General features: G+C 61.4%; 12 protein-coding genes. 3 read left to right on the top strand and 9 right to left on the bottom strand.

What is annotated here, in order from left to right; all coding sequences use genetic code 11:
- Positions 1-29: 29 nt before the first annotated feature.
- Both LOY26_RS00060 and LOY26_RS00055 read right to left on the bottom strand, forming a co-directional pair.
- Positions 30-1,649, bottom strand: coding sequence for an MFS transporter (locus LOY26_RS00060; protein WP_033702451.1), 1,620 nt, complete (start codon positions 1,647-1,649; stop codon positions 30-32).
- Between the two features lie 97 nt (positions 1,650-1,746).
- Entirely contained in the window at positions 1,747-3,393 is a 1,647-nt protein-coding gene (locus tag LOY26_RS00055; protein ID WP_186663692.1) for a GMC family oxidoreductase, read from the bottom strand.
- A gap of 170 nt (positions 3,394-3,563) precedes the next feature.
- Between LOY26_RS00055 and LOY26_RS00050 the strand changes: the two genes are divergently transcribed.
- The gene (locus LOY26_RS00050; protein WP_186655441.1) at positions 3,564-4,451 is read left to right on the top strand and encodes a LysR family transcriptional regulator; all 888 of its coding nucleotides are present in this window, start codon (positions 3,564-3,566) and stop codon (positions 4,449-4,451) included.
- Here LOY26_RS00050 and LOY26_RS00045 read toward each other — a convergent pair.
- The 3 genes from LOY26_RS00045 to LOY26_RS00035 are packed head-to-tail and all read right to left on the bottom strand — an operon-like array spanning position 4,440 to position 7,459.
- Positions 4,440-5,258 (bottom strand): sulfite exporter TauE/SafE family protein, encoded by an 819-nt coding sequence (locus tag LOY26_RS00045; protein ID WP_186655444.1) that lies wholly within the window; start codon positions 5,256-5,258, stop codon positions 4,440-4,442. The genes LOY26_RS00050 and LOY26_RS00045 overlap by 12 nt on opposite strands.
- On the bottom strand, positions 5,255-6,535 hold the full coding sequence (locus LOY26_RS00040) for an FAD/NAD(P)-binding oxidoreductase (protein WP_186655447.1): 1,281 nt from the start codon (positions 6,533-6,535) through the stop codon (positions 5,255-5,257). Before LOY26_RS00040 ends, LOY26_RS00045 begins: the two co-directional genes overlap by 4 nt.
- A 39-nt stretch (positions 6,536-6,574) precedes the next feature.
- Positions 6,575-7,459 (bottom strand): MBL fold metallo-hydrolase, encoded by an 885-nt coding sequence (locus LOY26_RS00035; protein WP_033702447.1) that lies wholly within the window; start codon positions 7,457-7,459, stop codon positions 6,575-6,577.
- A gap of 222 nt (positions 7,460-7,681) precedes the next feature.
- Here LOY26_RS00035 and LOY26_RS00030 point away from each other — a divergent pair, with 222 nt between their 5' ends.
- Both LOY26_RS00030 and LOY26_RS00025 read left to right on the top strand, forming a co-directional pair.
- Positions 7,682-8,986 carry a sigma-54-dependent Fis family transcriptional regulator gene (locus LOY26_RS00030; RefSeq protein ID WP_186663693.1) on the top strand — a complete coding sequence of 435 codons (1,305 nt, stop codon included), beginning with the start codon at positions 7,682-7,684 and terminating at the stop codon, positions 8,984-8,986.
- A gap of 134 nt (positions 8,987-9,120) precedes the next feature.
- Complete coding sequence (locus tag LOY26_RS00025; protein WP_047582477.1) at positions 9,121-9,543, top strand: RcnB family protein; 423 nt, start codon at positions 9,121-9,123, stop codon at positions 9,541-9,543.
- 69 nt (positions 9,544-9,612) lie between these two features.
- Here LOY26_RS00025 and gyrB read toward each other — a convergent pair whose 3' ends face one another.
- Genes gyrB through dnaA form a run of 4 tightly spaced genes read right to left on the bottom strand, consistent with a single transcriptional unit; the run spans position 9,613 to position 15,830 of the window.
- Positions 9,613-12,033: a DNA topoisomerase (ATP-hydrolyzing) subunit B gene (gene gyrB / locus LOY26_RS00020; protein ID WP_033702444.1), complete on the bottom strand. Its 2,421-nt coding sequence runs from the start codon at positions 12,031-12,033 to the stop codon at positions 9,613-9,615.
- A gap of 4 nt (positions 12,034-12,037) precedes the next feature.
- On the bottom strand, positions 12,038-13,141 hold the full coding sequence (recF, locus tag LOY26_RS00015) for a DNA replication/repair protein RecF (protein ID WP_033702443.1): 1,104 nt from the start codon (positions 13,139-13,141) through the stop codon (positions 12,038-12,040).
- A 15-nt stretch (positions 13,142-13,156) separates the two neighbouring features.
- Complete coding sequence (gene dnaN, locus LOY26_RS00010; RefSeq protein WP_027592068.1) at positions 13,157-14,260, bottom strand: DNA polymerase III subunit beta; 1,104 nt, start codon at positions 14,258-14,260, stop codon at positions 13,157-13,159.
- Between the two features lie 40 nt (positions 14,261-14,300).
- Positions 14,301-15,830, bottom strand: a complete 1,530-nt coding sequence (gene dnaA, locus LOY26_RS00005; protein ID WP_033702442.1) for a chromosomal replication initiator protein DnaA — start codon at positions 15,828-15,830, stop codon at positions 14,301-14,303.

Raw genomic sequence — 15,830 nt, 5'->3', positions numbered from 1 at the left:
GCCGGTTTTTTTATGGGCGTTTCTCCCCCTCAAACCTTGTCGATATCCACGTCCTTGGTTTCCTTCAGGCAGAAGATCCCTACCACCAGGCTGATGCCGGTCACCAGCACTGGGTACCACAGCCCGTAGAAGATATCCCCGGTATACACCACCAGTGCGAACGACACCGTCGGCAGGAAGCCACCGAACCAGCCGTTGCCGATGTGATAGGGCAGGGACATCGAGGTATAGCGGATACGGGTGGGGAACAGCTCGACCATCACCGCCGCCAGTGGGCCGTAGGTCATGGTCGCGATCAGGATCATCGCCACGATCAGTACCACCACCATCACCTGGTTCACTTGCCCCGGGTCAGCCTTGGCCGGGTACCCCGCCTGCTCGATCGCCGAACGCATGGCGGTTTCGTCGAAACCGTTGATGGTCTTGTCGCCAATGTTGACCACCACCTCGCTGCCGGCCACGCTCACCGAGCTGTACGGCAGCCCCTGCTTGACCAGGAACGTCTTGACCTTGTCGCACGGGCTGTCGAAACGCGCCTTGCCGACCGGGTCGAACTGGAAGGTGCAGCCCTGCGGGTCGGCGGTGACCACGATCGGCGCCTGACGGCTGGCGGCGTCGATCTGTGGGTTGGCGTAATGGCTGAGCGCCTTGAACAGTGGGAAGTACAGCACGGTCGCCAGCAACAGGCCCAGCATCAGAATCGGCTTACGCCCGATGCGGTCCGACAGCCAACCGAAGAACACGAAGAACGGCGCCCCGATCACCACACTGATGATCAGCAGGGTGTTGGCCTGGGCGGGGTCCATCTTGAGCATCTGGGTCATGAAGAACAGCACGTAGAACTGCGCCGTGTAGAAGGTCACCGCCTGGCCAGCGTTGATGCTGAACAGGGCGGTGAGTACCACCTTGAGGTTCGGCCAGGAGGTGAACGATTCACGGATCGGCGACTTGCTGATCTTGCCCTGGGCCTTCATTTTCACGAAGGCCGGCGACTCGTGCATGCTCATGCGGATCCAGGTGGAGATCGCCAGCAGGAAGATCGACAGCAGGAACGGCAGGCGCCAGCCCCAGGTTTCGAACTGGTCGCCACTGATGTAGCGGCTGCCCAACACCACCAGCAGCGACAGCAGCAAGCCAAGGGTGGCGGTGGACTGGATGAAGCCGGTATGGAAGCCGCGCTTGCCTTGCGGCGCATGCTCGGCCACGTAGGTTGCCGCACCGCCGTACTCACCGCCCAGCGCCAGCCCCTGCAGCATGCGCAGGATCACCAGGATGATCGGTGCCGCGATGCCGATGCTGGCATAGGTTGGCAGCAGGCCGACGGCAAAGGTCGACAGGCCCATCAGCACGATGGTCACCAGGAAGGTGTACTTGCGCCCGATCATGTCGCCCAGCCGGCCGAACACCAGCGCGCCGAAGGGGCGAACCAGGAAGCCGGCGGCGAAGGCCATGAGGGCAAAGATGAAGGCCGTGGTGTCGTTGACCCCAGCAAAGAACTGCTTGCTGATGACCGCTGCCAGCGCGCCATAGAGAAAAAAGTCATACCACTCGAAAACCGTCCCGAGGGATGACGCGAAAATGATCTTTCGTTCTTCGCGACGGCTGGTGCCGCTGGCCGTCGCACCCTGCTCTTGGATGTAATCCGACATCGTTGCTGTCCTCGGCCCACAGGCCACAGTGATTATTCTTTTTGTTCCACTGTCGGCAGCTTCCGACCGCAAGCTGCCGGTGTTGCACGCACCCGGGTCAGGGCGTCGGTATTGCGTCTTCGTTTAGGTAGGTCTGGGTTGCGGCTCCTTTGAGGATAAGTTGCGCCGCCTTCTCGGCGATCATCAGGGTGGGTGAACAGGTATTGCCGGAGGTGATCTGCGGCATGATCGAGGCATCCGCCACACGCAGGCCGGGTATGCCGTGCACCCGCAGCTGGTTATCCACAACATCCAGTGGGCCGCTGCCCATGCGGCAGGTGCCCACAGGGTGGAAGATGGTGGTACCGATCTTGCCAGCGGCCTCGAACAGGTCCTCTTCACTTTGCAGGGCTGCGCCCGGCAGGTATTCCTGTGGCGCGAACGCGGCGAGGGCAGGGGCCTGGACTATGCGCCGGGTGATCCGGATGGCGTCGGCGGCAACCCGCAAATCTTCAGGGTCACTGAGGTAGTTGGGGTCGATCCGTGGCGCGCTGTGCATATCTGCAGCACCGATGTCGATGCGCCCGCGGCTGAGCGGCCGAAGGTTGCACACCGAGGCGGTGAATGCCGGGAAGCGGTGCAACGGCTCGCCGAAGCGCTCCAGCGACAAGGGCTGCACGTGGTACTGCAAGTTGGCGGTGGCGTGCTCGGGGCTGGAGCGCACGAACGCGCCCAACTGGCTGGGGGCCATGGCCAGCGGGCCGCTGCGGTCGTACAGATAACGCAGGCCCATGCCCATCTTGCCCCACAGGCTGTTGGCCATCTGGTTGAGGGTGCGGGTGTTGCGGACCTGGTAGATCAGGCGCAATTGCAGGTGGTCCTGCAGATTGCCACCGACGCCAGGCATGTCATGGCGCACGCCGATCCCCAAGTCTTCCAGCAATTTGCGCGGGCCAATACCGGAGCGCTGGAGGATGCCCGGCGAGCCCACGGCCCCGGCACACAGAATGATCTCGCGCCGCGCAGCGAATTCGTGCCAGGCATTCTGCCAGCGGGCTTTTACCGCACGCGCACGGGTGTTGTTGAGCAGCACCTGGTCGACTTCCACGCCGGTCAGCACCGTCAGGTTCGGCCGGCCCATCACTGGCCGCAGAAACGCCTTGGACGCATTCCAGCGCACACCACTGCGCTGGTTGACCTGAAAGTATCCACAGCCCTGGTTATCACCCGTGTTGAAATCGTCGACGTTGGCGATGCCGCTTTGCTCGGCCGCATCGCGGAAGGCGTCAAGAATCGGCCAGCTGTAGCGCTGGCGCTCGACCCGCCATTCACCGGCAGCGCCATGGTGCTCGCTATCACCGGCAAAGTGGTTTTCGCTAGCCTTGAACAGGGGCAGTACGTCCTGCCAGGCCCAGCCTGAGTTGCCTTGCTCGGCCCAGCGGTCATAGTCGGCCGCCTGGCCGCGCATGTAGATCATGCCGTTGATCGATGAACAACCGCCAAGCACCTTGCCCCGTGGGTAACCCAGGCTGCGGCCGCCCAGGCCGTTCTGCGCCTCGGTCTTGAAGCACCAGTCGGTGCGGGGGTTACCGATGCAGTAGAGGTAGCCGACGGGGATGTGGATCCAGGGATAGTTGTCACGGCCACCCGCTTCAAGCAGCAGCACGCGGCAGGAAGGGTCGGCGGACAAGCGATTGGCCAGCAGGCACCCGGCAGGACCGGCACCCACGACCACGTAGTCGAAGACAGAATCGGCTGATGGCATGTGCAACCTCGCGCCTGATTATTATTCTTGTCCCGCACCATCTTATTGATTAATTTCGCTGTGGAAACACGAGATTTCGCGCAGCCGCTGTGCGTTTTAGCACAGCGACAACCATTGAACGCACACGGTCATTGTGGGAACGACCGCGTAATCGAGATGCAGGGATCAGCATGTTCGACTGGAACGATTTGCGGTTTTTCCTCGAGTTGCAACGCAGCGGCCGCCTGCTCACCGCTGCCAAACGCCTCAACACCACCCACAGCACAGTAGCCCGGCATATCGAGAGCATCGAGAAAAGCCTGGGCACGCCCCTGTTCGTGCAGCACGCCCAGGGCTACGACCTGACCCCCTCCGGCCAGGCCTTGCTCAAGCACGCCGAAGCCATGGAAAACGTTGCTTTGCTGGCGCAGGAAGAAATCACCCAGGCCATCACCCCGCTGGGCAAGATTCGCCTGGGGGTGACCGAAGGCATCGGCATCATGTTCTTCACCCCGCGCATGAACGCGTTGTTCGAGCGCTACCCGGGCCTTGAGGTGGAGCTGGTGGCCGTACCGCGCTTCGTCAGCATCCTCAACCGCGAGGCGGAAATCAGCATCCACCTGGAGCGGCCCAATGCCGACCTGCTGATCACCCGCAAGCTCACCGACTATCGCCTGGCCCTGTACGCGAGCCAGGCCTACCTCGACCGCGCGCCGCCGCTGCGCACCCGCGAAGACCTGGCCCGGCACAGCTGGATCGGCTACGTCGATGACCTGCTGTTCAGCCAGGAGCTGCTGTTTCTCAACAGCTTCTGCCGGTCGCCCAGCGTGGCATTTCGCAGCACCAGCGTAATCGCCCAGCAACAAGCCGCACGCGCAGGCCTTGGCATTGCCGTGTTGCCCAACTTCATGGCGCGCCACGACCCGACGCTGGTCCGTGTGCTGCCCAGCGAAACCATCCAGCGCAGTTACTGGATCTGCACGCGGCGTGAGCTGCACAAGTCAGTGCGCCTGCGGGTCGTGTGGGACTACCTGCTGGCGCTGTGTGCCGCCGAACAGGGCGAGCTGTTAGCTCAATAGAACCTTGCCAGCCAGCAGCAGGGCGGCCAACCAACCGGCCACGGCAAACATCTGTTGCAAGCGTGGCCCAGCCAGCCTGGCCGCCAGTGGCCGCGCCAGCAGCAAGCCGGTCACCGCGCCGACCGCAAAGGGGGCACCAACCTGCCAGTGCATTACCCCCGCCAGGCTGGCGCTGACCACGCTACCGGTGGACACCAGCGCAATCACCGCCAGCGAGGTAGAGACGATGCTGGCCATGCGCAGGTTGGTGTAGCGGTTCAAGGCCGGAATAATCACGAAGCCACCGCCCACCCCCAACAGGCCAGACAACAACCCCGACAGCGCACCGGTCAATGCCAGGGCCCGTGCGCAGGGGAGCGTCCAACGCAAACGCCCTTGCAATGGGTTGAGCACGCAAGGCTCGATGTAGCGGTGCGCATCGTTAGCTTCGCCGCGCAGCTCCCTGGCGGCCTTGCGCCAGATGCGCAGGCAGGCGTAGACCAGCACGCAGGCGAATATCAGCACCAGCGGTGTATTGGGCACGCGGTGCGCCAGCATCAAACCAAAGGGGGCGACCGCGATGCCGATCAGGGCAATGAACAACGCCGCCCGGTAGCGCACCAAGCCTTGGCGCAAACCCAGCACGGCGCCCACGGCGGCAGCCAGGCCCACGGCCAACAGGCCGACGGGCGCCGCCTCGACCATCGACAGGCCCAGGCCAAACACCAGCAGTGGCACCGCCAGAATACCGCCCCCGGCGCCGGTCAATGCCAACACCGCACCAATGATCGCGCCCAGGCCCGCGCCCAACAGTTGATGTTCGATCACTTGCCGGCCTCGGCTACCAGTGGCTGCGGGCGCGCCAGCCATTCACGCCCTTTGAGCATGCCTTTCCAGTACAAGGGTGGCAGTACCCGCGCCTTGAGCAACCAGGCCAGGCGCGTCGGCTGGCGGCCATCGAGCAACCAGCGCGGGAAGCTCGGCGCCACCTTGCCGCCATAGGTGAACTCGGCCAGCACGATCTTGCCGCGCTCGACGGTCAGTGGGCACGAGCCATAGCCGTCGTACTGGGCGAGGGTAGGCAGCCTGCCCAGCGCCACCAGCACATTGTTGGCCACTACCGGCGCCTGCTTGCGCGCTGCTGCGGCAGTCTTGGCATTGCTGGTGCTGGCCACGTCGCCCAAGGCATGGATGTTGGTGAATTTCCGGTGGCGCAAGGTCTGCGGGTCGACATCGACCCAGCCTGCGCTATCGGCCAGCGGGCTTTCCCGAATGAATTCGGGCGCCACTTGCGGCGGTACCACGTGCAGCATGTCGAAGGGCTCGATACGGGTTTCATGGCTACCATCGGGCAACGTACGCACGAACGTCGCGCGCTTGCCGGGGCCATCCACCGCCACCAGGCGGTGGGCGTAATTGAGGTCCACGGCGTACTTGTCGATATAGGCCATCAATGCAGGGACGTAGTCGGCTACGCCAAACAGCACGGCACCGGCGTTGAAGAAACTGGCTTTCACATCGCCCAAATGGCCCTGGCGCAACCAATGATCGCAAGACAAGTACAGCGCCTTCTGCGGCGCGCCGGCACACTTGATCGGCATTGGCGGCTGGGTGAACAGGGCACGGCCTTGCCTGAGGTTTTGCACCAGCTGCCAGGTGTAAGGCGCCAGGTCATAGCGGTAGTTCGAGGTCACGCCGTTGCGGCCAAGGGTCTCGCTCAGGCCGTCGATGGCCTGCCAGTCGAGTTTCAGGCCAGGGCAAACCACCAACTGCTCGTAGCTGATGACGCGGCCACCCTCAAGCACGACCAGCTGGCCCAACGGGTCGAAGCCCTGCACCCGCGCCTTGATCCATTGCACACCCCGGGGAATGGTCGAGGCCATGGTGCGCGCCGTGCTCGGCGCCTTGAACACACCGGCGCCGACCATCGTCCAGCCCGGCTGGTAGTAGTGCACGTCGGCAGGGTCGATCAGTGCGATGTCCAATGACGGATCACGGCTGATCAGGCTGGACGCCGTGGCGATACCGGCGGCACCGGCACCGACGATGACCACTTTGTGGTGGTCGGTAGTGGAAGCATTGGCAGGGGACAGCAAGGCAGGCATGGCGGTAGTTCCTGGAAATCTCGTTATGGGTAAAAGCGATCAAAGCGTGTTCAGTGGAATCTTCAGGTAGCTCACGCCATTGGCCTCGGGCTCGGGAAAATGACCGCTGCGCATGTTCACCTGCACTGATGGCAGAATCAGCACGGGCATGTCGAGGGTCTTGTCACGGGCCTCGCGCATGGCCACGAAGCTGTCTTCATCAACGCCGTGATGGATGTGAATATTGCTGCCGCGCTGCTCGGCCACGGTCGTGACGTACTGCATCGCGCGCCCGCCAGGCAGGTAGTCGTGGCACAGGAACAACCGGGTCTGGTCGGGGAAGGCCAGCAGGCGGCGGATCGACCGGTACAGGGTGCGGGCGTCGGCGCCGGGGAAGTCGCAGCGCGCCGTACCGTAATCGGGCATGAACAGCGTGTCGCCGACGAACACCGCCGTTTCACCACCATCCACCACCACATAACTCATGCATGCCGGGGTGTGCCCCGGGGTGTGCAAGGCACGGGCGTGCAGGTTGCCGATACGAAAACCTTCCTCGTCCTCAAGCAGTACATCGAACTGGCTGCCGTCCCGGGCAAAACCCGGCTCGGCATTGAACAGCGCGCCGAAGACTTTTTGCACCTGGGTGATGTGCGCACCGATGGCGGTGTGGCCGCCAAGTTTTTCCTTCAGGTAGGCGGCTGCCGAAAGGTGATCGGCGTGAACATGGGTTTCCAGAATCCACTGCACCTGGCCACCCAGCGCCTCAACCTGGGCGATCAAGCGGTCTGCCGATGCGGTGCAGGTACGCCCGGACTTGGGGTCGTAGTCCAGCACACTGTCGATCAACGCGCACTTGCGCGTCTCGCTGTCCATGAGCAGGTAGCTGATGGTCGAGGTCGCCTCGTCGAAGAAGGCTTCCACGTGAAGGTTGTTACCGATGATCATCACGTTCTCCAAAGTTTCCTGCACCCTTTGTAGAGGCGTAGGCAGTAGCCGGAGGTTTATCAAGATACATGCCAGGGTTTTTCATGGGCATGGGCCAATGAATGCGGCCCTGCCTGGCACGCGCCAGGCAACATGGCAGCCACATTGACAGTCGACTGTCAGCCAATGGCAGTGTTTGGCAGTCCTTGCTACCCTCCGCCGGGTTATCACATCGGTGCCCCCATGCCTGAAGCCCATCACATCATCCTAGCGCTGGTTTCCTACCTCGAACACGATGCGCTGCCCACCATCGTGCTGGATACCGACTACAACATCCTCGCCGCCAACGCCGCCTACCGCCGCCAGTTCGGCCGAGACGAGCAGGCGCCGTTGGGTGAAAAGTGCCACAAGGTCTCGCACCACTACGCGGTGCCTTGCGACCAGGCAGGTGAACATTGCCCGATGCGCAAGGCGTGGCACAGCAAGGTGCCGGAGCGCGTGCTGCACATTCATCACACCCCGCGAGGCCCTGAGCATGTGGATGTCGAACTGCGGCCGATCCTGGACGAGCAGGGCAGGGTGGTCGCCTTTGTCGAGCGGCTCACCACGATCACCCTAGCCTCGGCGCAGCCCCAGCAACAGGGCTTGGTCGGGCGGGCGCCAGCGTTCAAGGCGGCGCTGGCCAGCCTGCAGCGCGCCGCCCCCGCGCAAATTCCGGTGTTGCTGCAGGGTGAATCGGGTACCGGTAAAGAGCTGTTCGCCCGCGCCATCCACATGGGCAGCCCGCGCGCCAGTGGGCCGTTGGTAGTGGTCGACTGCACCGGTTTGACCGAATCACTGTTCGAGAGCGAATTGTTCGGCTACGAGAAGGGCGCGTTCACCGGCGCCAACCAGCGCAAGATCGGCCTGGCCGAAGCGGCCCATGGCGGCACGTTGTTCCTCGATGAAATTGGCGAGGTGCCGATGGCGATGCAGGTGAAGTTGCTGCGCCTGATCGAATCCGGAAGCTTCCGCCCGGTGGGCAGCCTGCGGACCGTGCACGCGGATTTCCGCCTGGTGTCGGCAACACACAAACCGCTCAAGAAGATGGTCGCTGAGGGTACTTTCCGTGAGGATCTGTATTACCGCATCAGTGGCTTTCCGATCCGGCTGCCCGCACTGCGCGAGCGTGTGGAAGACCTGCCATTGCTTGCCGAGAGCCTCCTTCAGCGTATGGCTGGCAAGCCGACGCCGAGCCTGACCGATGGCGCGCTGAAACAGCTAGGCCTGCATCCATTCCCAGGCAACATCCGCGAGCTGCGTAATATCCTGGAAAGGGCAAGGCTGTTTGCCGATGACGGGCTGATCCGCCCCGAGCATCTACCCGAAGATATCGGCCCGCAGAGCGCGCCAGGTTTCACCAAGGGCAGGGGGCATGGCGACTTGAGTGAGCTGGCGCAGGCGCTGGATCAGTTTCAGGGGCCACGCAGTGAACTGGCCCGGCATCTTGGCATGAGCGAGCGCACGCTCTATCGGCGGTTGAAGGCGCTGGGCCTGGGCACGATGTGATCGCCTGGTTCACCTTTACCCGACCTTTACCTCTGGCCAAGGATTAGGCTGGCAAAACCGCTGTCTGAACAGTTAACCGCACCAGGCGCTCAGTGAGTTGCGCCGGGCCTTAACATGCAGAGGATCAGCATCACATGAAGAAAACCCTGACCGTGCTTTGCGCCGCGCTGATGTTCAGCGTACCGCTGGCCAGTTTCGCTCAACCTGGCCCGCCCCAGGGGCATGACAACGGTCCCGCCCATCAGGGCAACCCTCAGCATGGCGGCCCCCAACATGGAAAGCAGCCGCAACAAGGGCGCCCTGGCAACGGCCACGCGCCGGCCTACAAAAATCCAAACTACCGCCCTCAAGCGGGGATGCCGGTACCGCATCAGCAATGGCAACGCGGTCATGCCGTTGACCCCCGTTACCGCGGCGACCGCTATTGGGTGACTGACTGGCGCGCACGTCACCTCTATGCACCGCCGCGTGACCACCGTTGGTTGTCCGTGAACGGCGATTACGTGCTGGTGGCCATCGCCAGCGGGGTGATTGTAAATATTCTCAGTGGGTACTGAGGTCGCCAAAATCGAGGTAAAAAAAAGCCCGCTTGCGCGGGCTTTCTTATGGCGGTTGTCTGAACCTGATCAGAAGTCCAGGTTCGACACCGACAGCGCATTGCTTTCGATGAACTCGCGGCGAGGCTCCACCGCGTCACCCATCAGGGTATTGAAGATCTGATCGGCAGCGATCGCGTCTTCGATAGTGACCTTGAGCATGCGGCGCACGGTTGGGTCCATGGTGGTTTCCCACAGCTGGTCCGGGTTCATCTCACCCAGCCCTTTGTATCGCTGGATGGTGTGGCGCTTGGTGCTCTCGTTCATCAGCCAGTCCAGGCCTTCCTTGAACTCGACAATCGCCTTGCGACGCTCACCGCGCTTAACATAGGCACCTTCACCCAGCAGGCTGGACAGCTTGGCACCGATGTTGACCACGGTACGGTAGTCGTTGCTGCCGAAGAAATCGCGGTTGAACGTGATGTAGCTGGCCAGACCGTGCGAGGTGATTTCCACTTCCGGCAGCCAGACATTGCGCTCTTTGTCTTCGCGAAGGCTGGCATTGTAAGCCAGGCCCGACTTCTGGGTATTGCTCAGACGCTCCTGGAACTTGGCCAGCCAGGCCTGCATCACAGCGTGGTCGCCCAACTGCTCCAGGGTGACTTCCGGCAGGTAGATGAAGTGCTCGGTCAGCTCCTGTGGGTACAGGCGCGACAAACGCTTGAGGGTCTTCATCACCCCACGGAACTCGTTCACCAGGCTTTCCAGTTGTACACCGGAAACCGCTGGCGCCGACTCGTCCAGGTGCAGGCTGGCATCTTCCAGGGCCGATTGGGTCATGTATTCTTCCATGGCCTCGTCGTCCTTGATGTACTGCTCCTGCTTGCCTTTCTTCACCTTGTACAACGGTGGCTGGGCAATATAGATATAGCCACGCTCGACCAGCTCAGGCAGCTGACGGAAGAAGAAGGTCAGCAACAAGGTACGGATGTGCGAACCGTCAACGTCAGCATCGGTCATGATGATGATATTGTGATAACGCAGCTTGTCGATGTTGTACTCTTCGCGACCGATACCACAGCCCAGCGCAGTGATCAGCGTGCCGACCTCCTGGGACGAGATCATCTTGTCGAAACGAGCCTTCTCGACGTTGAGGATCTTGCCCTTCAGCGGCAGGATAGCCTGGGTGCGACGGTTGCGACCTTGCTTGGCCGAGCCACCTGCGGAGTCACCCTCCACCAGGTACAGTTCGGAAAGGGCAGGGTCCTTTTCCTGGCAGTCAGCCAACTTGCCAGGCAGGCCAGCGATGTCCAGTGCGCCTTTGCGACGAGTCATCTCACGCGCCTTGCGCGCCGCTTCACGCGCTCGGGCAGCGTCGATCATCTTGCCGACAACGGCTTTGGCTTCGTTCGGGTTTTCCAGCAGGAAGTCCGAGAAGTACTTGTTCATCTCCTGTTCCACGGCAGTCTTCACTTCCGAGGAGACCAGCTTGTCCTTGGTCTGGGAGCTGAACTTGGGGTCCGGGACTTTGACCGAGATGATCGCGGTCAAGCCTTCACGGGCGTCATCGCCAGTGGTTGCGACCTTGTTCTTCTTGGCCAGGCCTTCCTGCTCGATGTAGCTGTTCAGGCTACGGGTCAGCGAAGAACGGAAGCCCACCAGGTGAGTACCGCCATCACGCTGCGGAATGTTGTTGGTGAAGCACAACAGGTTCTCGTTGAAGCTGTCGTTCCACTGCAGGGCGACTTCAACGCCCACGCCATCTTCACGCTGAACACTGAAGTGGAACACCTGGGTGTTAACCGGCGTCTTGTTGGTGTTCAGGTACTCGACGAAAGCCCGCAGGCCACCTTCGTACTTGAAGAACTCTTCCTTACCGCTGCGTTCATCCTTGAGCAGAATGCCGACGCCCGAGTTAAGGAACGACAGCTCACGGATCCGCTTGGCCAGGATATCCCAGCTGAAGTGGATGTTTTTGAACGTCTCAGCCGAAGGCTTGAAATGGATATGGGTACCGGTCGTTTCGCTGTCACCGACAATCGCCATCGGTGCCTGGGGGACACCATGAACGTAGGTCTGCTCCCAGATCTTGCCGCTGCGACGTACTGTCAGTACCAGCTTTTCGGACAGAGCGTTCACTACAGAAACACCCACGCCGTGCAGGCCGCCGGATACTTTGTACGAGTTGTCGTCGAACTTACCGCCGGCGTGCAGCACGGTCATGATGACCTCCGCTGCGGAAACGCCTTCTTCTTTGTGCACATCAACCGGAATGCCGCGACCGTTGTCGCGCACGCTGATGGACTCATCCGTGTGGATGATGACGGTGATGTCATCGCAATGACCGGCGAGGGCTTCGTCGATCGAGTTGTCGACCACTTCGAAGACCATGTGGTGCAGGCCGCTACCATCATCGGTGTCGCCAATGTACATGCCGGGACGCTTGCGTACGGCATCCAAACCTTTCAGCACCTTGATGCTGGAGGAGTCGTACGTTTGATTTTCGCTCATGCCTTCACTCCCGATGGTCGTGGGTCTGGGTGATACAGCCTTGTTCCACGTGGAACAAAGCAACTGGCGTTTCCGTCTGCCAGCCTTCCCTCAGTAATTCGTGATCTACACAGGTGATGAACACCTGGCAGCGTAATTCTTCAAGCAAGCGGCACAATGCGCGGCGGTGTTGCTCGTCCAGTTCTGACGGCAAATCATCCACGAGATAAATACAGTGACCGCGGCGAGCCTGACTGACGAGGTGCCCTTGGGCAATGCGTAGCGCACACACCACAAGTTTCTGCTGCCCTCGCGACAGAATGTCGGCTGCGTTGTTGGCAGCCAATCGAAGTCGTAGATCAGCACGCTGCGGACCGGCCTGGGTATGGCCCATCTGCTGATCACGAAGGAGAGAGGAGGCGAGTACTTCGTTGAGTTCCCGGTCCTTGTCCCAGCCTCGGTAATAGCTCAGGGTCAACCCGTCAAGCTCGACCAGTTCGCTCAGGGTTCGCTCGAAGACGGGCTTCAAGGCCATGATGTAGTTGCGACGGTATTCATCTATTTCCGCGCTGGCCAGGCACAATTCCCGGTCCCAGGCGGCTTGCGAAGCTGGGTCAAGTGTACCATGCCGCAACCACGAGTTTCGCTGCCTGAGCGCCTTCTGCAGGCGCTGCCAGGCAGGCAAAAACCGAGGTTCCACGTGGAACACTCCCCAATCCAGGAACTGGCGGCGAATTTTCGGGGCGCCCTCCAGCAACCTGAAACTGTCTGGGTTGATCAGCTGCAATGGCAACAGTTCGGCCAACTGCGCAGCACTTTTGGCATTCTGCCCGTCGATGCGAATTGTGAATTCGCCTTGCCGTTCCCGAGATACCCCCAGGTTGCTGGTGCCTCCCGACGTCAACTCGACCTCGCCAAACACGGTGCACGCTGGCTGCTCGTATTGGATGACGGGGTTAAGACGCGTACTGCGGAAGGACCGCGCCAGCCCAAGCAGGTGCACAGCTTCAAGCACACTGGTCTTGCCGCTGCCATTAGCACCGTAGAGGATGTTGATGCGGGGAGAAGGTGAGAGGGTCACCGGGTGCAGGTTGCGCACCGCGGTGACCATGATACGTCGAAGGGACATTCGCTCTGCTACAGGTTACAGACGCATCGGCATGACAACGTAGGACGAATCATCATTGCCAGCCTCCTGCAGCAGCGCACTGCTGTTGGAGTCGGACAGAATCAGACGCACCTGCTCGGTTGTCATGACGCCCAGCACGTCCAGCAGGTAGCTGACGTTGAAGCCGATTTCCAGCGCGCTGCCGTTATAGTCGACACTGATTTCTTCTTCAGCTTCTTCCTGTTCCGGGTTATTGGCCTGAATCTTCAATTGGCCAGCGGCCAGTTGCAGGCGAATACCGCGGTACTTCTCGTTGGACAGGATGGCGGTACGGCTGAAGGCCTCACGCAGTGCCTGACGATCACCCACCACCAGTTTGTCGCCGCCCTTGGGCAATACGCGCTCGTAGTCAGGGAATTTGCCGTCCACCAGCTTGGAGGTGAAGGTGAATTCGCCGGTGGTCGCGCGGATATGATGCTGCCCCAGGACGATACTGACCATGCCTTCAGGGTCGGTCAGCAGACGCGCCAGCTCAAGGATACCTTTGCGCGGCACGATGACCTGATGGCGATCATCCTGCTCGATGGGGGCACTCATCGAGCACAGTGCCAGGCGGTGACCATCGGTAGACACCGCACGCAAGGTATTACGCGATACCTCCAACAGCATGCCGTTGAGGTAGTAGCGAACATCTTGCTGGGCCATGGCGAAGCTGGTGCGCTCGATCAGGCGGCGCAGCTTGCTCTGCTCCAGGTTGCAGGTCAGCGAGCCCGGGCCTTCTTCCACAGTCGGGAAGTCATTGGCAGGCAGGGTCGACAGGGTAAAGCGGCTGCGGCCGGCCTTGACCAACAGTTTTTGCTCGTCGACCTTGATATCGATCAGGACGTCGTTCGGCAGGCTTTTGCAGATGTCCATCAGCTTGCGCGCCGGGACAGTGATTTCGCCAGGCTCGGCTGGCTCTTCGAGTTGCACGCGGCCTACCAGTTCGACTTCCAGGTCGGTACCGGTCAACGACAGCTGCTGGCCTTGCACAACCAGCAATACGTTAGACAGGACCGGCAAGGTCTGACGGCGCTCGACGACACCGGCGACCAGTTGCAGGGGTTTCAACAGGGCTTCGCGTTGAATGGTGAAATGCATGGTCTAGTCCCTTGCCTTCAATTAGCTGCGCAGACGGCCATCAGGTCGTCAGCGTCCGCAGCAGGTTCTTGTAGTCCTCGCGGATGTCCGCGTCGGATTCCTTCAGTTCGTTGATCTTGCGGCAGGCGTGCAGCACGGTCGTGTGGTCGCGACCACCAAACATGTCGCCGATCTCCGGCAGACTGTGGTTGGTCAGCTCCTTCGACAGGGCCATGGCCACCTGCCGCGGCCGCGCGACAGAGCGCGAGCGCCGTTTGGACAACAGATCGGAGATCTTGATCTTGTAGTACTCGGCCACGGTGCGCTGGATGTTATCCACACTGACCAATTTGTCCTGCAGTGCCAGCAGATCCTTCAGCGATTCGCGAATCAGTTCGATGGTGATGTCGCGGCCCATGAAGTGCGAGTGAGCAATCACCCGCTTCAGTGCCCCTTCAAGTTCACGGACGTTGGAACGGATGCGCTGGGCAATGAAGAAGGCTGCGTCATGGGGCAGCTCGACTTTGGCCTGGTCGGCCTTCTTCATCAGGATCGCCACACGGGTTTCCAGCTCTGGCGGCTCGACTGCAACGGTCAGGCCCCAGCCGAAGCGGGACTTCAGGCGTTCTTCCAGGCCTTCGATTTCTTTCGGGTAGCGGTCGGAGGTGAGGATCACCTGCTGGCCGCCCTCGAGCAGGGCGTTGAAGGTGTGGAAAAACTCTTCCTGCGAGCGCTCCTTGCGGGCGAAGAACTGGATATCGTCGATCAGCAGCGCATCGACCGAGCGATAGAAGCGCTTGAATTCGTTGATGGCATTGAGCTGCAGCGCCTTGACCATGTCGGCGACGAAACGCTCCGAGTGCAGGTAGACCACCTTGGCATTCGGGTTTTTCTTCAGCAGGTGGTTACCCACAGCATGCATCAAGTGGGTTTTGCCCAGGCCGACGCCGCCATAAAGGAAGAGCGGGTTGTAGCCATGCTTGGGGTTGTCGGCGACCTGCCAGGCGGCCGCACGCGCCAGCTGGTTCGACTTACCTTCGACGAACGTGTCGAAGGTGAACGTGCGGTTCAGGTAACTGGTGTGCTTGAGCGCGCCTTCAACCTGAACGGTGCGCTGTTCGGTACGGGTGCTGGTAGCCGGCACCGGCGCAGGCTCGGCCATGGCATCGAAGCTGTCGCGCGACGACGGCTCAGCCACCTCGTTGACCAGCACAGGCTCTACCGGTGCAGCGGCAGGTTCTGCCGACACAACAGCGGGCGCAGCCTTGTGTACCTGGGTCTGCGCCAGCGAAGCAGCCACAGCGGCACTGACAGGCGCATTGGGGGCGGCACGCGGCGCAGAGCTGCGACGGCTGCCTATTAATAAGGAAAGGGCAGGTGCAATGCCGCTGCCGTTTTCACCCAACAGCTCGAGCAGACGACCCAGGTACTTTTCATTGACCCAATCGAGAACGAAACGGTTAGGCGCATAGACGCGCAACTCGTCGCCTTCGGCTTCGACCTGTAGCGGACGGATCCAGGTGTTGAATTGCTGGGCAGGCAGTTCATCGCGCAGAAGCTCCACGCACTGCTGCCAAAGTTCCACTGACAC

The sequence above is a fragment of the Pseudomonas sp. B21-047 genome, assembly GCF_024748775.1.
GTDB lineage: Bacteria > Pseudomonadota > Gammaproteobacteria > Pseudomonadales > Pseudomonadaceae > Aquipseudomonas > Aquipseudomonas capeferrum.
The sequence above is the reverse complement of the archived record's forward strand: the minus strand, read 5'-3'. Positions and strand labels throughout refer to the sequence as shown.